Source organism: Streptomyces otsuchiensis, from assembly GCF_004305975.1.
Lineage (GTDB): Bacteria > Actinomycetota > Actinomycetes > Streptomycetales > Streptomycetaceae > Streptomyces > Streptomyces otsuchiensis.
On sequence record NZ_BHZI01000058.1, the window covers coordinates 1 to 23,600 of the forward strand.

Here is a 23,600-nt window from a genome sequence, read left to right on the forward strand (position 1 = left end):
CACCGGGTCTGCCGGACCACCCCTCCCACCGTCGCCGCGGGACCCCTGGCGCCCGGCGAGCGAGAACCGGGCGGAAAAGGTGTGGACCACGCCCGTAGTCTGGTCGCATGAACGATGCGGGGGCAGCGGTCAGCGAGCGGCGGCGTACGGCGCTGCTGTGGTGGCCACGGCGGCGCAGCGTGGTGCTCGACGTGCTCCTCGCCCTGGTTTCCGGGCTCGAGTGCGCGCTGCAGGGGCCCATCTTCGCGGCCAAGACCGGCCTGCCGATGCTGCCGGTGACGATCCTGGGCGGCCTGGCGGGGCTGGTGCTGCTGCTGCGCCGCCGCTGGCCGGTGGCGGTGGTGCTGGTCTCGCTGGCTGTGCTGCCCGCGCAGATGGGTTTCCTGCTGGTGATGGTCGGCGTGTACAGCCTCACCATCGCGGACGTCCCCCGCCGGATCGTCGTGCTGCTGGCGGGCATGCTCTGCGCCGGTGGCTGTGTCGTCCTCTATCTGGAGCTGGCCGCCGAGCAGCGTGCCACCGGTCACGCGCTGCCGTGGTGGCTGGTGCTCGCGATGACGGGCATGTTCGGCGTGCTGAACGTGGTGGCCCCGGTGCTGCTGGGCATGTACGTGCGGGCCCGGCGTCGACTGGTGGAGTCCCTGCGGGAGCGTGCCGACGGTCTGGAGCGGGAGTTGTCCCTGCTGGCCGAGCGGGCCGAGGAGCGCGCGGAGTGGGCGCGCCGCGAGGAGCGGACCCGGATCGCCCGTGACATGCACGACGTGGTCGCGCACCGGGTGTCGCTGATGGTGGTGCACGCCGCCGCGATTCAGGCGGTCGCGCCGAAGGATCCGGAGAAGGCGGCGAGGAACGCCGCGCTGGTGGGCGACATGGGACGGCAGGCGCTCACGGAGCTGCGGACCATGCTCGGGGTCCTGCGCACCGACGACCGTGAGATCCGGGTGGAGCCGCGGCCCGACCCGGCGTTCCGGCTCGCCGAGATCGCCTCGTCGGCAGCCGGTGGCCAGCAGGGGCCCCGGCTGCGGGAGCTTTCCGACCTGGTGGGTCAGTCCCGCCAGACCGGGATGGCGGTGGAGTTCTCCGAGGAGGGGGAGGTCCGCGGCTACGCGGCTCCCGTCGAGCGGACCGCCTACCGGGTGGTGCAGGAGGCGCTGACCAACGTGCACAAGCACGCCGCGGGCGCGGCCACCCTGGTGCGGCTCGCACACCGGGAGCGGGAGGTGGCCGTCATGGTGCAGAACGAGCCGCCGGCCGGTGGTTCCGGCCCGGCCCCGGCGGCGTCGCTCCCGAGCGGCGGCAACGGACTGGTGGGCATGCGGGAACGGGTGACCGCGCTGGGCGGCGGATTCGTCTCCGGTCCGACCGATCAGGGCGGCTTCCGGGTCTCAGCGGTGATCCCCGACCGGGAGGCGGCCGAGTGACCGCTGTGCCGTCCCCGTCGGCCGGTGCGGGTCGCTGCCCCGTCGCGGGTGTCCCCGAAGCGGCCGGGGTGGCGGATGCTCCGTCGGGGCCGATGCCCGAGCTGTTCAGCCGGGAGTTCGCCGCCGATCCGTACCCCGCGTACGCCTGGCTCCGGGAGCACGCGCCCGTGCACCGGGCGCGGCTGCCCAGCGGTGTCGAGGCGTGGCTGGTCACCCGGCACGCCGACGCCCGTCAGGCCCTCGCCGACCAGCGGCTCAGCAAGAACCCCGAGCGGCACAGCCAGGCCGCGCACACCAAGGGCCGGGTCGGAATCCCCGGCGAGCGCAGCGCCAACCTGATGACGCACCTGCTGAACATCGATCCGCCCGACCACACGCGGCTGCGCCGCCTGGTGGCCAAGGCGTTCACCCCGCGTCGGGTGGCGGAGTTCGCGCCCCGGGTGCAGTCGCTCACCGACGGCCTGATCGACGGCTTCGCCGAGCGGGGCTCGGCGGACCTGATCGAGGAGTTTGCGTTCCCGCTGCCGATCTACGCGATCTGCGAGCTGCTCGGCGTGCCGCCGGAGGACCAGGACGACTTCCGGGGCTGGGCCGGGATGATGCTGCACACCTCCGGACGCCGGGGCGGCGTGGGCCGGGCGGTCAAGCGGATGCGCGAGTACCTGGCCGAACTGATCCACCGCAAGCGGGGTGAGCCGGGTGACGACCTGATCTCGGGGCTGATCCGTGCCTCCGACCACGGTGAGCAGCTCACCGAGGAGGAGGCCGCCGCGATGGCCTTCATCCTGCTGTTCGCCGGGTTCGAGACGACGGTGAACCTGATCGGCAACGGGGCGCTGTCGCTGCTCCGCCATCCCGCGCAGCGGGCGGTGTTCCAGGAGGCCGCCGAGGCCGGGGACGAGGAGCGGCTGACGGCGTCGGTCGAGGAGCTGCTGCGGTACGACGGCCCGGTGGAACTGGCGACCTGGCGGTTCGCGACCGAGCCGCTGACGCTGGGCGGCCGGGCGATCGGCCGGGGCGAACCGGTGCTGGTGGTGCTGGCCGCCGCCGACCGCGACCCGGCACGGTTCGCCGAGCCGGACCGCCTGGACCTCGCCCGCACCGACAACCAGCACCTCGGGTACGGCCACGGCATCCACTACTGCCTGGGCGCGCCGCTCGCCCGGCTGGAGGCGCGCACCGCACTGGCCACGCTGCTGCGGCGGCTGCCCGACCTGCGGGCGGCGGCGGAGCCGGAGGAGCTGCGCTGGCGTGGCGGGCTGATCATGCGGGGGCTGCGGTCGCTGCCGGTGGAGTTCGCGCCGGAGCGTCCCGGGAGGCAGTGAGGCGGCGGTGAGGCTGCGGTGAGGCCGCGGTGAGGACGGCGCCGGGCCCGGTGGCGGTGCTCGTTTCTTTCCCGCGTGCCTTTCCCGCGCGACGGGGATCGGGCGGAACGGTCACGTGAAGCTGATCACCGGGACGGCGGTGCCGTGGCGGCGCTCCGTGTGCGACCGGCCGCGCACCGTTCCGGTGCCTGTCACGCACTGTGAACGGAGTGGCACGGGACGGGTTCGTCCGTTGGTCGCCTGATGCCGGTCCGTGCAGCACTCGCGCGGTTCCGTCGACGGGGGCGCGTTCGGGGTGGCGGGGCGCTCACCGGCGCGTTCGTCTGGCTGCGCGGGTGTGGGGGAGCGGGTGCCTGCCGTCGGTTCCGGGGCGTGGAGGCGTCGCGGGCGCCGGTCGGCGGCGACGGGCGTGACGCGCACGGTGACAGGCCGTCAGGAATGTGATCTCCGCGTGATGCTCGCGGGACCGGCTTGTGATGCGCGGTCGCGGCACGTTAAGTTCTGGCCTCAACTTCACCACTGCCCAGCAAGTGCCGCATGAGGGGTCATCACCATGCTCTCAGGGTCTGGACGTCATCGTCGCCCGCGACAGGCTCCCGCCTTCCTGGTGACCGCCGGGGTCACCAGCGCCGGAGTCGCGCTCCCACTCCTGGGGGTCGGAGCCGCCCACGCGGTCGACGGGGAGACCTGGGACGCGGTCGCCGAGTGCGAGAGCGGCGGTGAGTGGACGGCGGGTACCGGCAACGGTTACTACGGCGGACTGCAGTTGCCGCTCAGCATGTGGGTGGCCTACGGAGGCGAGGAGTTCGCCGACCGTCCCGACCTGGCCAGCCGCAGCCAGCAGATCGCCGTCGCCGAACGGGTGCTGGACGACCGGGGCGCCCGCGCCGCGTTCCCCGTCTGCGCGCTGTCCAGCGGCCTGACGGCCGCCCACCGCGCCGAGCGCCTCGCCGAGATCCAGGACACCGTCACCCCCGACAGCGGGGACGACGTGACCGAGGGGCGGTCCTCCGGCCGGGTCACCGACGACGGTGACGCCGGGCGTGACGACGCCGACGCCCGCGCCGACCGGTCTGCGGACTCCGCCGGTTCGGACCGCGGCGACCGTGCGGCCGACGATCCGAGCGGCGAGGACGAGCGCGGCGCCACGGACACCGGCGGCGGCCGTTCCTCGACCACCGAGCCCGCCGACCCCAACGGCCCGACCGACCCCGCCGCCGACAAGGAGACCGCCGACGCCGGGGAGACCGCCGACCGCGGCGACTCCGGCGGCAAGCACCGCGGTTCGCCCGACCCCGACGAGACCGAGCGCGCCACCACCCCGGGCGGCGGCCGTCACGCGGCCGACGACCCCAACGGCGAGGCGGCCGAGGGCGAGGACACGACGGAGAAGGACGGCGCCGGTACCCCCGCGACCGGCGGCAAGGACACGGCGGACGCCGAGGACGCGGCGAGCGACGCGACCGGCGGCAAGGAGACGGGGTCCGGCTACGAGGTGCGGCCCGGCGACTCCCTCTCCGCCATCGCGGGCGAACTGGGGCTCGACGGCGGCTGGCCCGCGCTGTACGAGGCCAACACCGGCACCGTCGGCGAGAACCCCGACCACATCCTTCCCGGACAGCTGCTCGACCTGGAGAACCCGGTCCCCGGCGCGAGCTGAGCCACCGGCGCTCCGAGCTGCCGCCGCCCGCGCGGTCGTCCGCCCGGTCGTCCGCGCCTGTCATCACCGTCGGGCCCCGGTCCGCGTCTCCCGCCCCGAGGGCGGGCGTGCGGAGCGGGGCCCGACGCGTGCCTTCGCGTCGAGAGCCGCGAACCGGAGCTGCGGACGCGCCGTCAGGGGCCCCGCCGGGCGAGGCACGCCGGATGAGGCAGGCACCCGAAGCGGCACGTCCCCGCCCCGAAGCGGCACGTCCCCGCCCCGGGGCACCCGGTCGGAGCACAGACTGCGCCCATCCGGGGCGATCCCTCCGTGTCGCCGTGGCTGCTCCGGTGACGGGCCGGGGCACTCGCCGCCCCCGCCGCCGGACCACCGCCGGCCCGGCGCCCCCGCCGGTGGGCGCGGTACCGCGCCCAACTTCCCCGCCGTCGCGCCCAGTCGGACGGCGGCTCCGGCGGCAGCGGTGGCCGGCGTGAGCGGTCTCACCGTCGCGCGGCGGGCGGGCGGCGCGGATGCTCCGACCGGCACCGTCGTCCCGTCTGCCCCGTCCGTCGCACTGGTCGCCCCGTCGGCTCTGCCGGTCGTATTGCTTGATTTAAGAGGGATTTGACCGGTTTGCCATCTGCGGTGTGACCATCATCTCGGTAGCCTTCCTGGCCGTATGGACCATTTCGGGCTGTTCTTGCCGCGCTGACCTGCGAAGACTTTTCCCAACTCACGTCAAGCGGCTCTCGGCACGCGATCTTCATCGTTCTTGAATCGTGATGCTGGCTGTGTCTACTGTCGCCAGGCCCGCGCAACGCGGGTGAACCGGGTCGTAAACGCCGAATCCTGCCGTCGGCCCGGGGTACGGCTCAGCGCAGCACCGCAGGCAGGAGCGGGGGACCCAAGGTAAGTGCCGTCCCGGATCTCGGTCCGAACGGCTTGGGGTGAAGACGGAGCGGCTCACGCCGCGCCGGCCGGGCAGCTCACAGCCCGAACCCGACAGCTCACCTCGTAGGCGTCGGTGAGAAGGAACGACATGCTGTTCTCCGGCAAGGGTCGCCACCGCCGTCCCTCCAAGCCCGCCCGCCTCGCTGCCGCCGCCGGTGTCACCGGTGCCGCGGTCGCCATCCCCCTGATGGGTGCCACCGGCGCCCAGGCCGCCTCCGTGGACACCTGGGACAAGGTCGCCCAGTGCGAGTCCACCGGCAACTGGTCCATCAATACCGGCAACGGCTACTACGGCGGCCTCCAGTTCTCCCAGTCCAGCTGGGAGGCCGCCGGTGGCGCGCAGTACGCCTCCCGTGCCGACCTGGCCAGCAAGGACCAGCAGATCGCCACCGCGGAGAAGCTGCTCGCCATGCAGGGCCCGGGCGCGTGGCCGCACTGCGGTCAGGTGGCCGGTCTCACCTCCGGTGGCCCCGCCCCCGAGCTGGGTGGCGGCCAGTCCACCGAGCAGGCGCCGCAGGCCGAGCAGCAGGCCCCGCAGGCCGAGGCGCAGCCCGAGGCCGAGCCGGAGCGCACCGAGGCCCCGGCCTCCCGCTCCAGCGAGCGTGCCGAGAAGCCCGCCTCCTCCGGCGAGCAGGGTGACTACACGGTCCGCTCCGGCGACACCCTCCACCAGATCGCCCAGGCCCACGACACCACCTGGCTCGACATCTACGACGCCAACAAGTCCGTCATCGGTGACGACCCCAACCTGATCTTCCCGGGCCAGCAGCTCTCGCTCTGATCCCCGCGGAGGTCCCCGGCCGGGGCGTGTCCCGCCTGCTCCCAGCAGGTAGGGACGCGCCCCGGCTGATTTTCTTCCCCTGTTAAACAAAAAGATGGATACAGCTCTGACCTGGTCTTTTCATCGGCGCCCGGGCGACAAATCGGACCAATGGTTGAGCTGCCCGGCACCGGGTGCCCGGCGGGCGGCTAGGCTCAGAGCGCTGAAGACAGACCCACCGAAGGAGAACCGCGTGCCGTCCATCGACGTCGTCGTAGCCCGGGAAATCCTCGACTCACGAGGCAACCCCACCGTCGAGGTCGAGGTCGGCCTCGACGACGGTTCCACCGGCCGTGCCGCCGTGCCGTCCGGCGCCTCCACCGGCGCGTTCGAGGCCCTCGAACTGCGGGACGGCGACCAGAGCCGCTACGGCGGCAAGGGCGTCGAGAAGGCCGTCCTCGCCGTCATCGAGCAGATCGGGCCGGAGCTCGTCGGCTACGACGCCACCGAGCAGCGGCTGATCGACCAGGCGATGTTCGACCTGGACGCCACCGCCGACAAGTCCTCGCTCGGCGCCAACGCCATCCTCGGCGTCTCGCTGGCCGTGGCGCACGCCGCGTCGGAGTCCTCCGACCTGCCGCTCTTCCGCTACCTCGGCGGCCCCAACGCGCACCTGCTGCCCGTGCCGCTGATGAACATCCTCAACGGCGGCGCGCACGCCGACTCCAACGTGGACATCCAGGAGTTCATGATCGCGCCGATCGGCGCCGAGTCGTTCTCCGAGGCGCTCCGCTGGGGCGCGGAGGTCTACCACAAGCTGAAGTCGGTCCTGAAGGAGCGCGGCCTGTCCACCGGCCTCGGCGACGAGGGCGGCTTCGCGCCGAGCCTGGGCTCCAACCGTGACGCCCTCGACCTGATCGTCGAGGCCATCAAGGCCGCCGGCTACACCCCCGGCCAGGACATCGCGCTCGCGCTGGACTGCGCCGCCTCCGAGTTCTACTCCGAGGGCGCCTACCAGTTCGAGGGCAAGACCCGGACCGCCGAGGAGATGACCGACTACTACGCGGAGCTGGTCGACGCCTACCCGCTGGTCTCCATCGAGGACCCGCTGTTCGAGGACGACTGGGCCGGCTGGAGCACCATCACCGCCCGCCTCGGCGAGCGCGTCCAGCTCGTCGGCGACGACCTCTTCGTCACCAACTCCGAGCGGCTGCAGCGCGGCATCGACGAGAAGGCCGCCAACTCGCTGCTGGTCAAGGTCAACCAGATCGGTTCGCTGACCGAGACCCTCGACGCCGTCGAGCTGGCCCAGCGCAGCGGCCTCAAGTGCGTGATGTCCCACCGCTCCGGTGAGACCGAGGACGTCACCATCGCCGACCTGGCCGTCGCCACCAACTGCGGCCAGATCAAGACCGGCGCCCCGGCCCGTTCGGACCGCGTCGCCAAGTACAACCAGCTGCTGCGCATCGAGGAGATCCTGGACGACGCCGCCGTCTACGCCGGCCGTTCCGCGTTCCCCCGCTTCCAGGGCTGAGCCCGAGGCACCACCCGGGCCGGCCGAGACGCCGGCCCCGCACCACCGGCACGGGCCGGGGACGGACCGCCTGGTCCGTCCCCGGCCCGTGCCGCTGCGACCGGGCGAGCCACCCGCTCGGCCGGCCGGACACGCGCCGAGGCGGCGCGGCCCCAAGACGGCCCTCCCCGCCCGCCGTCACGTACGGTGGCCGGGGACGTCGGCGGTAGAGGAGGCGGTGTGTCCGCGGGCCGGAGCAGGTTCTCCACCACGACCAAGCTCAAGGTGCTCGGCGAGCAGGCCGCCGAGCGTGTGTACCGCGCGCAGCACCGGCGGCTGCGCCGTCCGCCCCGCCGGTCCCGGCTGACCGGACGCGCGGCGGTCCTGGCGCTCGTCATCTGCTCGCTGGTGGTCGCCCTGGCGTACCCGCTGCGCCAGTACATCTCCCAGCGCTCCGACATCGCCGACCAGCGCCGCCAGGCCGAACAGGCCCAGGAGCGTGTCGAGGAACTGCGCGACGAGAAGGCGCGGTGGCAGGACCCGGCCTACGTGGAGCAGCAGGCGCGACGGCACCTCCACTACGTGCGGCCCGGCGAAGTCGGCTACACGCTGCCGGACATCGGGGACAGCGCCCCCGACGAGCGGCGGTACCGTGACCGTGGCGGCGCAGGCCGCCCCTGGTATGACAACCTCTGGGACGGCGTGGACCGGGCCGACCAGCCACGCTGAGGCCGCCGCAGTCCGGGTGGCCGCGCCGTGCCGTCCCCGCGACCCTGGATTGAGCAGATGGACACCCCACCACCGCAGACCGAGCCCACCTCGCCCGTGGACGCCGACATCGCCGCGTTCCGGCAGCAGCTGGGCCGCCCGCCCCGCGGGCTGCGCGCCATCGCGCACCGCTGCCCCTGCGGCAACCCGGACGTGGTGGAGACCGCGCCCCGGCTGGAGGACGGCACACCGTTCCCCACCACCTACTACCTCACCTGCCCGCGCGCTGCCTCCGCGATCGGCACCCTGGAGTCCGAGGGCGTGATGCGGGAGATGTCCGCCCGGCTGGAGGAGGACGAGGAACTGGCCGCCGCCTACCGCGCGGCCCACGAGGACTACATCCGCCGCCGGGACGCGATCGACGTGCTGGAGGGCTTCCCGAGCGCGGGTGGCATGCCGGACCGGGTGAAGTGCCTGCACGTGCTGGTGGCGCACTCGCTCGCCGCCGGCCCCGGCGTCAACCCGCTGGGCGACGAGGCGATCGCGATGCTGCCGGAGTGGTGGCGCAAGGGTGCCTGCGTCCGGACCGCCGAGGCGGACACCGCGAACGGGACCGCCGCCGGCGCCGTCGAGGACGGTGACCGGTGAGCGCGCACGCGGACGGCGCCCCGGGCGCCCACGACCGCGTCCCCGCACCCGCGCCCGGTACGACGCGGGTGGCAGCGGTGGACTGCGGCACCAACTCGATCCGGCTGCTGATCGCCGATGTGGACACCGCCGGGCGGCTGACCGATCTGGACCGGCGGATGGAGATCGTCCGGCTGGGCCAGGGCGTGGACCGCACCGGCCGGCTCGCCCCCGAGGCGCTGGAACGCACCTTCGCCGCCTGCCGTGGCTTCGCGGAGGCGGTGGCCGCCCACGGCGTGGCACCGGAGGCGATCCGGTTCGTGGCCACCTCCGCCTCGCGGGACGCGGAGAACCGGGAGGAGTTCACCGCCGGGGTCCGCGAGATCCTCGGGGTGGTTCCCGAGGTCGTCAGCGGTGACGAGGAGGCCGCTCTCTCCTTCACCGGCGCCACCCGTGGCCTGCCGGCCGACGGTGGGGGCGGCGAGTCCCTGGTCCTGGACATCGGTGGGGGGTCGACGGAGTTCGTCCTGGGCACCGACCGGCCGGAGGCCGCGCGCAGCGTGGACATCGGCTGCGTCCGGCTCACCGAACGGCACCTCACCGACGGGGACGCCCTCTCCGACCCGCCCTCGCCGGAGCGGCTGGCGGCGATGCTCGCCGACATCGACGCCGCGCTCGACCTGGCGGAGGAGCGCGTGGAACTGCGCCGGGCGGACCGGCTGGTCGGCCTCGCCGGCTCGGTCACCACCGTCGCGGCGCTGGCACTCGGACTCGACGCCTACGACTCCACCCGCACCCACCACGCCCGCGTCCCGCTGGAGCGGGTCCGGGAGCTGACCGGATGGCTGCTGGCGTCCACTCACGCGGAGCGGGCGGCCCACGCGGTCATCCACCCGGGCCGGGTCGACGTGCTGCCCGCCGGCGCGCTGGTGCTGCAGTCGGTGATGGAGCGGGCCCAGGTCAGCGAGGTGCTGGTGAGCGAGCACGACATCCTGGACGGCATCGCATACGACGCGGCGGAGCGGGTGCGGGCGGCCGGCTGAGCGGCGGCCGGGCCCCGGACGCGAGCGCGGACCGGCTCGTCGGGAGGTCGTGCCCCGTACCTCCCGGCGGGCGCGGTCCGCGGCCACCCGGGTGAGGGTCGGCGCGGCGCCGCCGGAAAGTTCGTGAAGTTCTTCACATGGATCGTCGGCCATTCGGGGTGCATTAAGCGGTCGCTGGTCCATCAGGTGGGACATCCGGCCGTCGGCGGGTGTTTCGCCCGCCCTTCGGTCGCATGTCCGTGAGGTGAACGACGGTGACCGTGAACACCTGATCGAGTCGTCTGTGCACGTCAGGGCGGTCGCGTCCCCGTGCCGGGCGGAACTCTTCCGGGGTGAGCCGGGAAAGGGCGGGGGAGTGTAACAGAGGTACCCGGGATGCTTGTGAACACCCTCACGAGCACCCCCCTGGGGGCGGGTGGATACTCGAAGCATGAGCACCACGGAGCGTCCGCGAATCCTCGTCGTGGGGGGCGGGTATGTCGGCCTGTACGCCGCGCGCCGCATCCTTCAGAAGATGCGTTACCGCGAGGCGACGGTCACGGTCGTCGACCCGCGCTCCTACATGACGTACCAGCCCTTCCTGCCGGAGGCAGCCGCCGGCAGTATCTCGCCGCGACACGTCGTTGTGCCGCTGCGACGGGTCCTCCCCGGCGCCGAGGTGCTCACCGGGCGGGTCAGCACCATCGACCAGGACCGCCGGGTCGCCACTGTGGCCCCGCTGGTCGGGCCCGCCTACGAGGTTCCCTTCGACTACCTGATCGTCGCCCTCGGCGCCGTCTCGCGCACCTTCCCGATCCCCGGCCTCGCCGACGAGGGCATCGGCATGAAGGGCGTCGAGGAGGCCATCGGCCTGCGCAACCACGTGCTGGAGCAGTTCGACAAGGCCGACTCCACCACTGACGAGGAGATCCGCCGCAAGGCGCTCACCTTCGTCTTCGTCGGCGGCGGCTTCGCCGGCGCCGAGACCATCGGTGAGATCGAGGACCTGGCGCGCGACGCGGCCAAGTACTACCCCTCGATCAAGCGTGAGGACATGCGGTTCCTCCTGGTCGACGTCGCGGACAAGATCCTCCCCGAGGTCGGGCCCAAGCTCGGCGAGTGGGGCCGCGAGCACCTGGAGAAGCGCGGCGTCGAGATCCACCTCGGCACGTCGATGAAGTCGTGTGTCGACGGCCACGTGGTGCTCAGCAACGGGGTCGAGGCCGACTCCAGCACCATCGTCTGGACCGCGGGCGTCAAGCCCAACCCCGTGCTCTCCGAGTACGGCCTCCCGCTCGGACCGCGCGGCCACGTCGACGTCGAGCCCTCCCTGCGGGTGCGCGGCCTCGGCTACGCCTGGGCCGCGGGCGACAACGCCCAGGTGCCCAACCTCGTCAAGGGCGAGGGCGACTGGTGCCCGCCGAACGCGCAGCACGCGCTGCGTCAGGCCAAGGTGCTCGGCGACAACGTCATCTCCGAGATGCGCGGCTTCCCGCAGAGCGACTACAAGCACGCCAACAAGGGTGCGGTCGCCGGGCTGGGGCTGCGCAAGGGCGTGGCGATGATCAAGTTCGGCAAGATCACCATCCGTCTCCGCGGCCGGCTCGCCTGGTACATGCACCGCACGTACCACGGCATGGCCGTGCCGACCTTCAACCGCAAGATCCGGGTCTTCGCCGACTGGACGCTGGGGCTCTTCCTCAAGCGCGAGGTTGTCTCCCTGGGCGCCATGGAGAACCCCCGCGAGGAGTTCTCGACCGCCGCCCGCCCGGCACCCGCCGTGGAGCGCGCCCCGGCCGCCCCGCGCGAGGAGAACTCCGCCTCCGCGGAGAAGAAGGACGGCGCCAAGGCGAAGGCGGGCAGCGCGAGCTGACCCACCGAGCCGCCCGCACCGAGCGACAGCCGCCTCCGCCGCCGTTCCCCCGTACCGGGGGCGGCGGCGGAGGCGTTTCGGTGCCGGAGGGGGACGGCGTGTTCGGGGTACGGCGCGCGGCGCGTTCAGACCGGTCGCACGCCGGTCCGTGGTGGTGCGTCCGGGGTGCGGCGCCCGGCCTTCGGCGTGCGGTCGCATCCCGCGCGCCGCCCGGGCGGGTGGTTACCGGCCTCATCACGGCAGAACCGTCGCGCGCCGCTGTGCGTGGTGGTTCGCTGGACCCATGACAGCTGTCGCGGACCGCCTCGCGCGGCTCTCCGAGAACCTCATCGACAGTCCGCTCCCGGTGCGCCTGCGCGCCTGGGACGGCAGCGAGGCGGGGCCGGAGACCGGCCCGATCGTGGAGATCCGAAACCGCCGGGCGCTGCGGCGCCTGCTCTACCGGCCCGGGGAGCTCGGCCTCGCCCGTGCCTGGGTGGCCGGTGAACTCACCGTCCCCGGTGACCTCTACGCCGCGCTGGAGCAGGTGGCCGGGCACCTCTGGGAGGACCCGCCGCCCCCGCCGTCCAGGCTGGCCCGGCTCGCCGCCGCCCGTGAACTCCTCGCGCTGGCCGGCGCCGCCCCACCCCCGCCGCCGCCCGCCGAGGAGACCCGCCGACGCGGGGGCCGCCGCCACGCCCTCCACCGCGACCGGCAGGCGGTGCGTCACCACTACGACGTCGGCAACGACTTCTACGCCCTGGTGCTCGGCCCGAGCATGGTCTACTCCTGCGCCTACTGGGGTGCTTCGGCCGGAGAGAGCGACCCCGCCGCGACCACCCTGGAGGAGGCGCAGGACGCCAAGCTGGAGCTGATCTGCCGGAAGCTCGGCCTGCGGCCCGGCATGCGGCTGCTGGACGTGGGCTGCGGCTGGGGCTCCCTGGTGCTGCACGCGGCACGCCACCACGGCGCCACCGCGGTGGGCGTGACCCTCTCCGAGGAGCAGGCCCGCCTGGGGGTGGCACGGGTCGCCGCCGCCGGGCTGGCCGACCAGGTGGAGATCAGGGTGCAGGACTACCGGGAGGTCGAGGACGGCCCCTACGACGCGATCTCCTCCGTCGGCATGGCGGAGCACGTCGGGGACGCCACCTACCTCGCCTACGCCGAGCGACTGCACACGCTGCTGGCGCCCGGCGGCCGGCTGCTCAACCACCAGATCGCACGCCGCCCGGCGCCGAGGCGCGAGGACGAGTACCGGCTCAACCCGTTCATTGACTCCTATGTCTTCCCCGACGGTGAACTCGCTCCTGTGGGCCGGACCGTCACCCAGCTGGAGCGGGCGGGGTTCGAGGTCCGCGATGTCGAGTCGCTGCGCGAGCACTACGCCCTGACCCTGCGTCAGTGGGTGCGCAACCTGGAGGAGAACTGGGAGGAGGCCGTGGTCGCCGCCGGGCCGGGACGGGCCCGGGTGTGGCGGCTGTACATGGCGGCCTCCGCCCTCGCCTTCGAACGGGCCCGCATCGGCGTCAACCAGATCGTCGCGGTGCGACCGGAGCCGGGTGGCCGCTCCGGACTGCCGTTGCGTGCCCGGCGGTGGACGGCGGAGCCGCGCGACCGGTGACCGCCGGCGGGCCGGACCGTGGGCTCCGCCGGGCCGCGGAGGCGTGACGGCGGCGTCCCGGGGTATGACCTCAGCCCGGGTGACGGTCCGGCGCCCGCTCGGTATCTGACGTCTCATCAGATTTGTAACATCGCGCAATAATCCGTGGGAGCAGGGACGTTGGAGTGACCGGACGGATAAGCTCCGTAGTGCACCCGGGGCGCCATCGGCGCCCGTACGGCTTGGGGGGCTATGCCCGGGTGGTGGAAAGCAGACACGGTGAGCTTAAAACTCGCTGGCCTACGTGGCCGTGCCGGTTCGAGTCCGGCTCCGGGCACCCCCACGCCGAGCTACCCCGACCTGCTGAATCGTGCGCAGGTCCCGGGGGTGGCGGTCGGTGTTCGGCACGGCGGGGCGGCGCGCGGACCGGTTCCGACCAGCCCGGCGGTGTCGATTTCCGGTCGAATCCTCCGGTACCGGCGACCGAACGACGGCGTGCCGCCCGGCGACGGGTGCGGTCGGCCGGAGTGGACCGACGCGTGTGACCCTGGCAGGTGACACGGCGGGCCTGACGCGGCCCCGAGGACCGGGAGGCCGAGACCGATGACCGACGAGGACGACACGGACGGCACGGACGACGAGACGCCCGGCGCGGACCCGGACGAGTGCGCCGGTCCGCACCCCGAGTGCGACGGGTGCCTGGGCACCGGCACGGTCACCCGGGCCACCCTGTACGTCGGTTACACCGGAGAGGCCCAGAGCGTGGCCGCCCCGCACGGCTGCCGGCACTGCGCCTCCCACGGCTACATCTGCCGCGCCGTGCCGCGCTGCCACCCGATACCGAGCTGAACCGCAACCTCCCGCCGGCTCCCGGCGGGCCCGCCGCGCCGGACGGCCCGGCCGCCCGCAACCGGCGCCGCCGTGACCGAACCGGTGCACGGGGACGGCCTGCTGACCGGGGCATGACGGAACGGTCACGTGCCTTTCCAGCGTTATAGAGGGTGGACTAGCGTTGAGTCTTTGCTAACGCATTACCCTGGACACAGCAGGTCGTGCCGTCAGCGGCCATGGAGGAGTGAGATGAGGAGCAGCAACCCGGTCTTCACGCGTCGGGGGTTCAGTCAGGGCGGCCAGGCCGGCTTCAACGCCGGCGCGCAGCACCAGACCGGGTCTCCGTACGCGGGCAGCCCACAGAACCCGTACGCCCAGCCGGCCAACCCCTACGCCCAGCAGCAGATGGGGCCCGACGGCACCATGATGCAGCCGGGCGCCCCGGCGCGTGCGGGCGTCATGACCATCGACAGCGTGGTCAACCGGACCGCCATCACGCTCGGCACGGTGATCGCCACCGCCGCCGTCGCGTGGATCATGGACCTCCCGCTGGGCATCGGCATCGTGTGCGCCCTGGTCGGTATGGGCCTGGCGCTCTGGCAGTCCTTCAAGCGTGAGCCGTCGCCGCCGCTGATCCTGGCCTACGCCGCCGTCGAGGGTGTCTTCCTCGGCTGCATCAGCAACGCGATCAACCAGGCTGTCCCCGGCGCCGCCATGCAGGCGGTCCTCGGCACCATGGCGGTGTTCGCCGGTGTGCTGTTCATGTACAAGCAGCGCATCATCCGGGTCAACGCCCGGTTCACCAAGTTCGTGGTGGCCGCCTCCATCGGCTTCGTGCTGCTGATGGCCATCAACCTGATCGTCGCTCTCATCGGTGGCGGTGACGGCCTGGGTCTGCGCAGCGGCGGCCTCGGCATCCTGTTCGGTGTCATCGGCATCGTGCTCGGCGCCTGCTTCCTGGCGCTGGACTTCAAGATGGTCGAGGACGGTGTCGCCTACGGCGCCCCGGAGAAGGAGTCCTGGCTGGCCGCCTTCGGCCTGACCCTGACCCTGGTCTGGATCTACCTGGAGTTCCTGCGTCTGATCGCCATCCTGCAAGGCGACTGACGACGGCGTGACGACCGTCACCACCGGATGACTGGGTGGGGCGCGAATCGTGTGAGGGGCCCGGACGGCGAACTACAGCCGTCCGGGCCCCTCGCCGTGTGTCCCGCGGGCGGACGTTCGGGTGTCCGGCCGCGTCCCCAGGTGACGGGGCGCGGAAGGCGAGGCGCGTTCCGTATGCTCGGGCCATGCTGGAGACCAGTGCCCTGGACACCGCGGTGAACGCCTGCGCCGACCGGCTCCGCCGGCTGCCGGAGAGCCGGCTGCGGGACGGCACCGCCGTCGCCGCCCTGGCGCTCGCCCGGGAACTGGCCGATCGGGCGCAACGGTTGGAATCGCCCGGCCATGAGCCCCGTACGCTGCCCGACGCCGGCTACTTCGCGGTGGGCGACCAGGTGGCCGTCGCCGGGCACGACCTGGCGCACGCGCTGCGCCACCACGGAACCCGCGCGGAGCTGACCGCGGCGGTGGAGCTGGTCACGGCGTCAGCGCCCGGCGCGGGCGCCGGACGCTGAGGGGGGGTCGGGCCGCCCGGTGCGGGCGGCCCCGTCACGCGGCGGGGCCGCGCGGTCTGCCGGGGTGCGGTCCGCCCGGGGGCGGTGGCCCCGATTCGGCTCAGGCCGCCACGATCCGGTCGGCCAGCAGGTAGATGCTCTCCTCGCCGCAGCCGAAGGTCAGCGCGTAGGCGCCGGAGACTCCGGACCCGCCGAGCAGCACCGGCGACTCGCCGGAACGGACGGCCGACGCCAGCCGCTGAGAGGTCTCGCGGTGGCCGGGGGACAGGCACAGCGTGGTGCCGTCCTCGAAGAGGAAGACATCCAGGGTGCCCAGCGGGCCGGGCCGGACGTCGGCCAGCGGGGTCCCGGACTGGGCGAGCCGGGAGAGCCGCTCGGTGGTGTGCTCGTACTCCTCGGCCGTGTCCGGGCCGTACACCGGGCTCTGCACCGGCTCGCCGGAGAGGTTGTAGCCGGGGTGCGAGGGGTGGCGGCGCCGGGCGGCGGCCACCTCGGCGGCGCGGCGGCCGTCCTCGTCCGGCGAGTCACCGGCCGGGACGCCGTCGCCCTGGCTCTGGCGGGGGAGGAAGGCGGGGCCCTGGGGGGCGGTGTCCGTGGTGTCCTCGTGCGGGCCCTCGGTCCGCTCGCCGGGCTCGCCGTCGCGGCGTTCGCACTCCGCGGCCGTGTGCTCGCTGTCGGCGGCGCGCTCGTCGTCGGTGTTCGGGGCGGTCTCTCCGGAGACGGCGCCGGAACGGCGGCCCAGCCGGTCGCGGTGGCCGCTCTCCTCGCCCCGGGAGTCCTGGCCCGGCACGGTCGGCTCGGTGTCGTCGTAGGGGTCGTACCCCGCGAGGTCGACGTCCGGGCCGTAGCCGCCGAAGTCGGTGGCGGTCATCAGGCGGCCGTCGGCGTCGGCCTGGTCACCGTCGGTGAGGTAGCGCTCCAGCAGCGCGTCCAGAAGCAGCTCGTCGGCGGTCGGCGTGACGGTGCCCGGGTGGCCGGGGAAGGCCGCGTTCTCGGCGTCGCGCGCCTCCTGCTCGGCCCAGAAGGCGCGGGCCTCGGCGAGTTCGCGGTCCCGCTCGTCGGCGAGCGCGTCGGCGACGGCGGCGCGGATCAGTTCCTCGTCGGGCGCTGTCCGGGCCTGCGGCAGGACCGAGAGGCCCAGCTGTGCCCGCAGCGCGGCCACTTCGGCGCGCAGACCGCGCGCGGCCCGCAGAGCGGCCGTGCACACGGCCAGAGCGAGGCCGGCGGCGAGCAGCAGGATGAGGGATATGGCGCTCACAAAGCATCTCCTGGTCGCAGTGTCCCCCTGATTCCTATCCCAGGTTTCCCGCCCGGTGCCACGCGGAGCAGAGCGGAACGTCATGAACTGGGCGGGTATTTGGTCCCGAACCCTCCTGACACTCGTGCCCCGCACCTCGCTGACCTGCGAGAATGCTGGGCGGTTGGTGATGGGTCACATCACGGGGCCGCTTCGGTATCGCTGGTGTATACCGAAGCGCGGACCGTGATCCAGGTCACCTCTAGCTCAGGCGTTCCAGGACCATGGCCATCCCCTGGCCACCTCCGACACACATAGTCTCCAGTGCGAACTGCTTGTCGTGCCACCGCAGGGAGTTGATCAGGGTCGTCGTGATGCGCGCCCCGGTCATGCCGAAGGGGTGTCCGACCGCGATGGCGCCGCCGTTGACGTTCAGCCGGTCCAGGTCGACACCCAGCTCGCGGTAGGACGGGATCACCTGTGCGGCGAACGCCTCGTTGATCTCGACCAGGTCCATGTCCCCGACCGTCATACCGGCGTTGGCGAGGGCGCGGCGGCTGGCCTCGACCGGGCCCAGCCCCATGATCTCCGGCGACAGGCCGGAGACGCCGGTGGAGACGACGCGGGCGAGCGGGGTGACGCCCAGCTCCCGGGCCTTGGTGTCGGACATGACCACCAGGGCGGCGGCGCCGTCGTTGAGCGCGCAGCAGTTGCCGGCGGTGATCAGGCCGTCGGGACGGAAGACGGGCTTGAGCCCCCGGACACCCTCCATGGTGACGCCGGCGCGCGGGCCGTCGTCCGCGCTGACCACCGTGCCGTCGGGGGTGGTGACCGGGGTGATCTCCCGCTGCCAGAAGCCGTCGGCGAGCGCCTTCTCGGCGAGGTTCTGCGAGCGGACGCCGAACTCGTCCATCTCCTCGCGGGTCACGCCCTTGTCCCGGGCCAGGTTCTCCGCGGTCTGGCCCATCGCCATGTAGACGTCCGGGAGAGCGCCCGACTCGCGCGGGTCGCTCCAGCCCTCGCCGCCGTGCTCGGCACGGTGCTTGGTGCGGGCCTCCGCCTCGGCGAAGAGCGGGTTGTGGGTGCCGGGCATGCCGTCGGAGGAGCCGTGGGCGAACCGCGAGACCGTCTCGACGCCCGCCGAGACGAACACGTCGCCCTCACCGGCCTTGATGGCGTGCAGCGCCATCCGCGTGGTCTGCAGCGAGGACGAGCAGTAGCGGGTGACGGTGCAGCCCGGCAGGTAGTCCATGCCCAGCTGCACGGCGACGACCCGGCCGAGGTTGTGGCCCTGCTCGCCGCCGGGCAGCCCGCAGCCCAGCATCAGGTCGTCGATGTCATGGGGGTCCAGCTGCGGGACACGGTCCAGGGCGGCGCGGACGATCGTGGCGGTCAGGTCGTCCGGCCGGATGTCCTTCAGCGAGCCCTTCACCGCCCGCCCGATCGGGGAGCGGGCGGCGGAGACGATCACGGCTTCGGGCATTGCGGCTCCCTGGTGCGGAGGGCCGGCGCGGCGCGCCGACCGGCTGGTCGGGGACGGGCCGGCCGGGTGGAGCGGCGCGGGCTCTTCGGCCCGGTGCCGCCCGCTCCGGCCGCATGGTGAAGTTACCCGTGCGTAGGGCGGCCGTCACGGATCGCGGCGTGTGACGCCCGCCGCATTTCGCGGCCGGGGTCAGCTCTGCGTGGTGCCGTCGCCCGAGGGTCCGGCGCCGGCCGCGGCCGGGCCGGCGCCCGTGCCGCCGGTGCCCGTCTCCGCGCCCGCGGAGCCCTCGTGCTCCCTCGACGTGGGGCCCGTGGCGGGTGCCGCCGCGCCGGCGGTCGTCCCCGGGGCGCCGGAGGCGTGCTCCTCCGGTTCGGCCGCGGCGATCCGCCGCCGGCGGCGGTGCTTGAGGAGAGCCCATGGAGCCCGCGGGGCGGCCTCGTCCGAGGCGACCTCGGTGCCGCCCTCCTTGGCCGCGCGGACCGCCGCCCGTTCCACCGGCAGCACCGACTCCCGGCGGGCCGGCTCCACCCGCTCGGGCTCCGGCCAGACGCCCATGGCGGCGCACACGGTCGGCAGCAGCGCCATCGCCGCGGTGGCGTACCCCTCGGCCGAGGGGTGGTAGCGGTCCGGCCCGAACATCTCCTTGGGGTGGGCGGCGAACTCCGGGCCGAGCAGGTCGCCCAGGGAGACGGTCCGGCCGCCCAGTTCCACCACGGCGATGGTCTGGGCCGCCGCCAGCTGCCGGCTCATCCGGCGCGCGATCCACCGCAGCGGCTGCGCCACCGGCTCCACCGTCCCGAGGTCGGGGCAGGTGGCGACCACCACCTGGCTTCCCGCCGCGCGCAGCCGCGTGACGGCTTCCGACAGACAGCGCACCGATGTCGTCGGGGAGACCCGGCCGGTGACGTCGTTGGCGCCGATCATCACCACGCAGACATCGGGCGCCGGATGCGCGACGGTGTCCGCCAGCAGCAGCGACACCTGCCGGGCCAGGTCGTCCGACTCAGCTCCGGAGAGCGCGACGTTGCGCAGCTCCACCGGCCGCTCCGCGACGGCCGCCAGCCCGGAGGCGACCAGCGCCGCGGGCGTCTCGGCGGCCCGGTGCACGCCCAGCCCGGCGGCCGTGGAGTCGCCGAGGAAGCCGAGTCGCAGCGGTGGGCGGTCGCCCGTCCCGAACGCCGTGCCGTAACGCCCGTCCGCGACGGGCGGTTCGTCCTCGCTGATACCGATCTGCCGTTTGGCCAGCTGGACCTCGGTCAGCAGCACCCCGACCGCGACGCCCCCGACCAGGCTGATTCCGCCGCCGCCGTACGCCGCGGCCGTGGCGATCCGCCGCGCCACTCTCGCTCCCGACATGAACGCTCCGCCTCCCCGCACCGCGGCCCGCGCACCCCTCGCCGTCCGCCCCGGCTCCCGGGCGGTTCCGGTGGGTGGCGCGGTGCCGCCCGGTGTCTCTTCTCTCAGTCCACTGTCAGTTCGCTGTCACCCGCCGCCCGGCCGGGCGGCGGTCCGCCGGCCGTCACGGGTCGGTCCCGCCCGTGCCGCAGTCCCGCGCACGGGGCTCCGTCCGGCTCGGCCGGTCGCCGCGGGTCCTCCTCCGCGCACCCACCGTGTTCGCCGCGACCCGGACGCATCCGCTCCGTGGGTGGATGGTGGCCCTGTGTGCCGGAGGGTGTGCCGGAGTCGTAGGAGCGACGTACCCGGGATGTGTTGCTCCACGCGTCATACCCCACTGTGCCCCGCACGGAAGAGCGCAACGCGCGTCCACGTGTGCGTCTGTGCCAATTAGAGTGCTGCCTGGGCAACGCACCGCAGGGACACAAGCCGACCAGGAGCGTGGAGACACAGTGCAGTATTACGAGTCGATGATCGACCTTGTCGGCAACACCCCGCTGGTGAAGCTGAGCAGCGTCACCGAGGGCATCGAAGCCACGGTGCTCGCCAAGGTCGAGTACTTCAACCCCGGCGGATCGGTCAAGGACCGCATCGCGCTGCGGATGATCGAGGCGGCCGAGGCGTCCGGCGCCCTCAAGCCCGGCGGTGTCATCGTCGAGCCGACCTCCGGCAACACCGGCGTCGGCCTCGCGATCGTGGCCCAGCGCAAGGGCTACCACTGCGTCTTCGTCTGCCCCGACAAGGTCTCGGCCGACAAGATCAACGTCATGCGCGCCTACGGAGCCGAGGTCGTGGTCTGCCCGACCGCCGTCGACCCGGACCACCCCGACTCCTACTACAACGTCTCCGACCGCCTGGTGCGCGAGACCCCCGGCGCCTGGAAGCCCGACCAGTACAGCAACCCGGACAATCCGCGCTCGCACTACGAGACGACCGGGCCCGAGCTGTGGGAGCAGACGGACGGCCGGATCACCCACTTCGTGGCCGGCGTCGGCACCGGCGGCACCATCAGCGGCACCGGCCGCTACCTCAAGGAGGTCAGCGGCGGCAAGGTCACCGTCGTCGGCGCCGACCCCGAGGGCTCGGTCTACTCCGGCGGCAGTGGGCGCCCGTACCTGGTCGAGGGGGTCGGCGAGGACTTCTGGCCGGACGCCTACGACCGTGACGTCGCCGACGCCATCGTCGCCGTCTCCGACAAGGACTCCTTCCAGATGACCCGCCGCCTCGCCCGCGAGGAGGGGCTGCTGGTCGGCGGTTCCTGCGGCATGGCCGTCGCCGGGGCGCTGGACTACGCGCGGCGGCTCGGCCCCGACGACGTCGTGGTGGTGCTGCTGCCCGACGGCGGACGCGGCTACCTGAGCAAGATCTTCAACGACGAGTGGATGGCCGACTACGGCTTCCTGGAGGGCGGCGAGCCCGAGACCCGGGTCAGCGACGTCCTGCGCCGCAAGACCGGCGGCATGCCCGAACTGGTCCACATGCACCCCGATGAGACGGTCGGTGAGGCCATCGAGGTGCTGCGCGAGTACGGCGTCTCCCAGATGCCGATCGTGAAGCCGGGCGCGGGCCACCCCGACGTGATGGCCGCCGAGGTCGTCGGCTCCGTCGTCGAACGCGAGCTGCTCGACGCCCTGTTCACCCAGCGCGCCACGCTCGACGACGCGCTGGAGAAGCACATGAGCGCGCCGCTGCCGCAGGTCGGATCGGGGGAGCCGGTGGCCGACCTGATGACCGCGCTCCAGGACGCCGACGCCGCCATCGTGCTGGTCGAGGGCAAGCCGACCGGCGTCATCAGCCGGCAGGACCTGCTCTCCTTCCTGGCGCAGTAACGCTGCCCCGTTGCCCCCGGCCGGCCCGGTCCCGCTCGCGGGGCCGGGCCGGCGCGCGTCCGGTGCCGGTGCCCGGAGGTCCCGCCGTCGGCCTGCGGTGACGCGTGTCACAGCGTGCGGAGGCGGTCGCCACCCAGAAGATCCAGACCCGTCACGGCGAGGCAATCTTCGCTTAACACCCGTCCGGCAGAGTTCTTCTTGTCGGCGTCACGGACCTCCGGAGCGGCTCCCGGACCTCCTGTGAACGCCGCCCAGAACGGCGGCAGCGACCCGATCGCCGTTCCCGCGGGGACCGTCGTCGTCCCGCCTCCGGCTTGCCGGAGGTGCGACGGTCCCCGCGCACAGCTTCCACCGCGCCGCCGTCACGCCCAGCGTGACGGCGGCGCGGCCGTGTGAGCCCGCGCCGCGAGGCGGCCGAGCCAGCACGGCGCGGATCAGCAGGGTTCCGATACGGCGCTTTCCCGCGCTGGGGGCGGGCAGGACTGTGGCGCTGACCTCCTCGAAGCCGCACCGCTCCAGCATGGGAGGCCATGCCTCCAGCGGGTGGTCCCACCGCTTCACGATGGCGGGGTCCTCGTCGGGCCCGCGGGGAATGTACGACGCCTGGCAGCCGTAGCAGCCCTCGACGGCGGGATTCTGCGACATGGCGAAGACCCCGCCCGGCCTGAGCCCCTTCGCCACTCCTGGAAGAGTGAGCGCTGGGTCGGTGAAGTAGGCCGCGCCGAAGACCGAGTAGATGGCGTCGAACGGTTCCTGGCCCGCGACGAAGGCGAGCGCGTCACTCTGGTGCAGTTCCAGCCCCGAGTCCGGCCACCGCTCGCGCGCTTTGTCGAGTTGCGCCGGGACGACGCTTGCGGCGTCACCTCGACGTCTTCCTGCGGTGTCAATATCTTTTGCGGGGACGTCAATTGGGTGTCATCGGGAACGGTATCGGCCTACCGTTGGGCTCATGACGAAGACTGTCGATGTGCCGAACGACGTTTTCAGAGCTGTGCGCATCGGACTGCGCATGAGTCAGGACGACTTCGCCAAGGCGATCCGCCGGGCAGGTATTGAGCTGGGTGAACCCAACGATGCGTCGAAGCGCCTGGTCCAGCGTTGGGAGGCCGGAGTCAGCAGGTCGCCTCGACGCGTCTACGCGAGAGCGCTGGAGAGGGTCACTGGCCGTCCGGTGGAGGCATTGGGCTTTGCCCTGCCGCTCCCGGTGATGCGGGGGCATGTGGACGAGACCGGAGGTCGTGCACCGGACACCGGTGTGGCGGGTGCGTCCGGGGCCGTCGCGCAAGGCACACAGCCCGACTACGCGACATTCTCGGGTGTATGGCTCAGTCGCTATGAGTTCTTCTCGTCGAGCCGGGACGACTCCTATGAGGGCAGGCACTACGTGGTGATCGTTCAGCACGGGAACCGGCTGACGGCACAAAGCCTGCCCGGCGCGAGCACCAACCCGGACAGCCCGCTCACCCTGGATCTGACCCTCGACCGCAACATCGTGACGGGATCCTGGGTCGAACAGACCGCGACCGACGGCTACTACAACGGAGCTCGATACCACGGTGCGATGCAGCTGCTGGTTGAGCCCACCGGACGGCGTATGGCGGGGAAATGGGTCGGGTTCGGTAAGGACTTCGACGTCAATACCGGTCCGTGGGAGCTGCGCCTCGTTGACCGTTCCGTGAGCAAGGCCACGCTGGAGCGCTACAGTCGGCCGCCCGAGTAGAGCGGAGACCGGCCTGGGGCTTGGTTCGCCTCGGCACCGCTGCGGTGAGCCGGGGTTGGGGGTGGGGC

At 73.0% G+C, this 23,600-nt stretch carries 19 protein-coding genes, 1 tRNA gene and 1 riboswitch; of the genes, 16 read left to right on the plus strand and 4 right to left on the minus strand.

All coding sequences use genetic code 11. The annotated features are described in order from the left end of the window. The first annotated feature begins 107 nt into the window (after nucleotides 1-107). The 14 genes from E0D90_RS08030 to E0D90_RS08090 all read left to right on the plus strand — a co-directional run bounded on the left by E0D90_RS08030 (nucleotide 108) and on the right by E0D90_RS08090 (nucleotide 15,868). Nucleotides 108-1,421: a sensor histidine kinase gene (locus tag E0D90_RS08030; RefSeq protein ID WP_130797164.1), complete on the plus strand. Its 1,314-nt coding sequence runs from the start codon at nucleotides 108-110 to the stop codon at nucleotides 1,419-1,421. A 92-nt stretch (nucleotides 1,422-1,513) separates the two neighbouring features. Continuing rightward, nucleotides 1,514-2,746: a cytochrome P450 family protein gene (locus tag E0D90_RS08035; protein WP_130797165.1), complete on the plus strand. Its 1,233-nt coding sequence runs from the start codon at nucleotides 1,514-1,516 to the stop codon at nucleotides 2,744-2,746. A gap of 553 nt (nucleotides 2,747-3,299) precedes the next feature. Beyond that, nucleotides 3,300-4,406: a transglycosylase family protein gene (locus E0D90_RS28410; RefSeq protein WP_130797166.1), complete on the plus strand. Its 1,107-nt coding sequence runs from the start codon at nucleotides 3,300-3,302 to the stop codon at nucleotides 4,404-4,406. Between the two features lie 845 nt (nucleotides 4,407-5,251). Beyond that, nucleotides 5,252-5,421: riboswitch (cyclic di-AMP (ydaO/yuaA leader) on the plus strand. Nucleotides 5,422-5,424: 3 nt separating this feature from the next. Next, nucleotides 5,425-6,117 (plus strand): transglycosylase family protein, encoded by a 693-nt coding sequence (locus E0D90_RS08045; protein ID WP_103529726.1) that lies wholly within the window; start codon nucleotides 5,425-5,427, stop codon nucleotides 6,115-6,117. Between the two features lie 232 nt (nucleotides 6,118-6,349). Further along, nucleotides 6,350-7,630, plus strand: a complete 1,281-nt coding sequence (gene eno, locus E0D90_RS08050) for a phosphopyruvate hydratase (RefSeq protein ID WP_130797167.1) — start codon at nucleotides 6,350-6,352, stop codon at nucleotides 7,628-7,630. A gap of 219 nt (nucleotides 7,631-7,849) precedes the next feature. Beyond that, the gene (locus E0D90_RS08055; RefSeq protein WP_130797168.1) at nucleotides 7,850-8,338 is read left to right on the plus strand and encodes an FtsB family cell division protein; all 489 of its coding nucleotides are present in this window, start codon (nucleotides 7,850-7,852) and stop codon (nucleotides 8,336-8,338) included. Nucleotides 8,339-8,395: 57 nt separating this feature from the next. Continuing rightward, entirely contained in the window at nucleotides 8,396-8,965 is a 570-nt protein-coding gene (locus E0D90_RS27100; RefSeq protein WP_170214939.1) for a DUF501 domain-containing protein, read from the plus strand. Nucleotides 8,966-9,033: 68 nt separating this feature from the next. After that, nucleotides 9,034-9,987, plus strand: a complete 954-nt coding sequence (locus tag E0D90_RS27105; RefSeq protein ID WP_170214940.1) for a Ppx/GppA phosphatase family protein — start codon at nucleotides 9,034-9,036, stop codon at nucleotides 9,985-9,987. 430 nt (nucleotides 9,988-10,417) lie between these two features. Beyond that, on the plus strand, nucleotides 10,418-11,839 hold the full coding sequence (locus E0D90_RS08065) for an NAD(P)/FAD-dependent oxidoreductase (protein ID WP_103504176.1): 1,422 nt from the start codon (nucleotides 10,418-10,420) through the stop codon (nucleotides 11,837-11,839). Nucleotides 11,840-12,122: 283 nt separating this feature from the next. Then, the gene (locus E0D90_RS08070; RefSeq protein WP_103504174.1) at nucleotides 12,123-13,439 is read left to right on the plus strand and encodes an SAM-dependent methyltransferase; all 1,317 of its coding nucleotides are present in this window, start codon (nucleotides 12,123-12,125) and stop codon (nucleotides 13,437-13,439) included. Nucleotides 13,440-13,672: 233 nt separating this feature from the next. Beyond that, nucleotides 13,673-13,755, plus strand: a tRNA-Leu gene (locus E0D90_RS08075). Between the two features lie 266 nt (nucleotides 13,756-14,021). After that, a complete protein-coding gene (locus tag E0D90_RS08080; RefSeq protein WP_103504172.1) occupies nucleotides 14,022-14,267 on the plus strand; it encodes a hypothetical protein in 246 nt (81 codons plus the stop codon). A gap of 231 nt (nucleotides 14,268-14,498) precedes the next feature. Continuing rightward, a complete protein-coding gene (locus tag E0D90_RS08085) occupies nucleotides 14,499-15,356 on the plus strand; it encodes a Bax inhibitor-1/YccA family protein (protein ID WP_103504171.1) in 858 nt (285 codons plus the stop codon). A 185-nt stretch (nucleotides 15,357-15,541) separates the two neighbouring features. Then, nucleotides 15,542-15,868, plus strand: a complete 327-nt coding sequence (locus E0D90_RS08090; protein WP_130797169.1) for a hypothetical protein — start codon at nucleotides 15,542-15,544, stop codon at nucleotides 15,866-15,868. A 100-nt stretch (nucleotides 15,869-15,968) separates the two neighbouring features. Here the strand turns inward: E0D90_RS08090 and E0D90_RS08095 are convergent, their stop codons facing one another. The 3 genes from E0D90_RS08095 to E0D90_RS08105 form a co-directional block, all read right to left on the minus strand. After that, nucleotides 15,969-17,126, minus strand: a complete 1,158-nt coding sequence (locus E0D90_RS08095) for a hypothetical protein (RefSeq protein ID WP_130797170.1) — start codon at nucleotides 17,124-17,126, stop codon at nucleotides 15,969-15,971. Between the two features lie 241 nt (nucleotides 17,127-17,367). Continuing rightward, nucleotides 17,368-18,588, minus strand: coding sequence for an acetyl-CoA C-acetyltransferase (locus E0D90_RS08100; protein ID WP_103528518.1), 1,221 nt, complete (start codon nucleotides 18,586-18,588; stop codon nucleotides 17,368-17,370). Between the two features lie 189 nt (nucleotides 18,589-18,777). Further along, complete coding sequence (locus tag E0D90_RS08105; RefSeq protein WP_130797171.1) at nucleotides 18,778-19,944, minus strand: SGNH/GDSL hydrolase family protein; 1,167 nt, start codon at nucleotides 19,942-19,944, stop codon at nucleotides 18,778-18,780. A 491-nt stretch (nucleotides 19,945-20,435) separates the two neighbouring features. Between E0D90_RS08105 and E0D90_RS08110 the strand changes: the two genes are divergently transcribed. Continuing rightward, nucleotides 20,436-21,812, plus strand: coding sequence for a cystathionine beta-synthase (locus E0D90_RS08110; protein WP_103503645.1), 1,377 nt, complete (start codon nucleotides 20,436-20,438; stop codon nucleotides 21,810-21,812). 207 nt (nucleotides 21,813-22,019) lie between these two features. Here E0D90_RS08110 and E0D90_RS28475 read toward each other — a convergent pair whose 3' ends face one another. Beyond that, nucleotides 22,020-22,721: a class I SAM-dependent methyltransferase gene (locus E0D90_RS28475; protein WP_369008420.1), complete on the minus strand. Its 702-nt coding sequence runs from the start codon at nucleotides 22,719-22,721 to the stop codon at nucleotides 22,020-22,022. Between the two features lie 40 nt (nucleotides 22,722-22,761). Between E0D90_RS28475 and E0D90_RS08120 the strand changes: the two genes are divergently transcribed. Further along, entirely contained in the window at nucleotides 22,762-23,532 is a 771-nt protein-coding gene (locus E0D90_RS08120; protein WP_103503646.1) for a helix-turn-helix domain-containing protein, read from the plus strand. Nucleotides 23,533-23,600 lie beyond the last annotated feature (68 nt).

What these genes read in the sequence shown, in the direction of transcription:
- E0D90_RS08030 (WP_130797164.1), top strand. Translation starts at nt 108, where the DNA reads ATGAACGATGCGGGGGCAGCGGTCAGCGAGCGGCGGCGTACGGCGCTG.
- E0D90_RS08035 (WP_130797165.1), top strand. Translation starts at nt 1,514, where the DNA reads ATGCCCGAGCTGTTCAGCCGGGAGTTCGCCGCCGATCCGTACCCCGCG.
- E0D90_RS28410 (WP_130797166.1), top strand. Translation starts at nt 3,300, where the DNA reads ATGCTCTCAGGGTCTGGACGTCATCGTCGCCCGCGACAGGCTCCCGCC.
- E0D90_RS08045 (WP_103529726.1), top strand. Translation starts at nt 5,425, where the DNA reads ATGCTGTTCTCCGGCAAGGGTCGCCACCGCCGTCCCTCCAAGCCCGCC.
- E0D90_RS27100 (WP_170214939.1), top strand. Translation starts at nt 8,396, where the DNA reads ATGGACACCCCACCACCGCAGACCGAGCCCACCTCGCCCGTGGACGCC.
- E0D90_RS08065 (WP_103504176.1), top strand. Translation starts at nt 10,418, where the DNA reads ATGAGCACCACGGAGCGTCCGCGAATCCTCGTCGTGGGGGGCGGGTAT.
- E0D90_RS08070 (WP_103504174.1), top strand. Translation starts at nt 12,123, where the DNA reads ATGACAGCTGTCGCGGACCGCCTCGCGCGGCTCTCCGAGAACCTCATC.
- E0D90_RS08080 (WP_103504172.1), top strand. Translation starts at nt 14,022, where the DNA reads ATGACCGACGAGGACGACACGGACGGCACGGACGACGAGACGCCCGGC.
- E0D90_RS08085 (WP_103504171.1), top strand. Translation starts at nt 14,499, where the DNA reads ATGAGGAGCAGCAACCCGGTCTTCACGCGTCGGGGGTTCAGTCAGGGC.
- E0D90_RS08090 (WP_130797169.1), top strand. Translation starts at nt 15,542, where the DNA reads ATGCTGGAGACCAGTGCCCTGGACACCGCGGTGAACGCCTGCGCCGAC.
- E0D90_RS08100 (WP_103528518.1), bottom strand. Translation starts at nt 18,588, where the DNA reads ATGCCCGAAGCCGTGATCGTCTCCGCCGCCCGCTCCCCGATCGGGCGG.
- E0D90_RS08105 (WP_130797171.1), bottom strand. Translation starts at nt 19,944, where the DNA reads ATGTCGGGAGCGAGAGTGGCGCGGCGGATCGCCACGGCCGCGGCGTAC.
- E0D90_RS08120 (WP_103503646.1), top strand. Translation starts at nt 22,762, where the DNA reads ATGACGAAGACTGTCGATGTGCCGAACGACGTTTTCAGAGCTGTGCGC.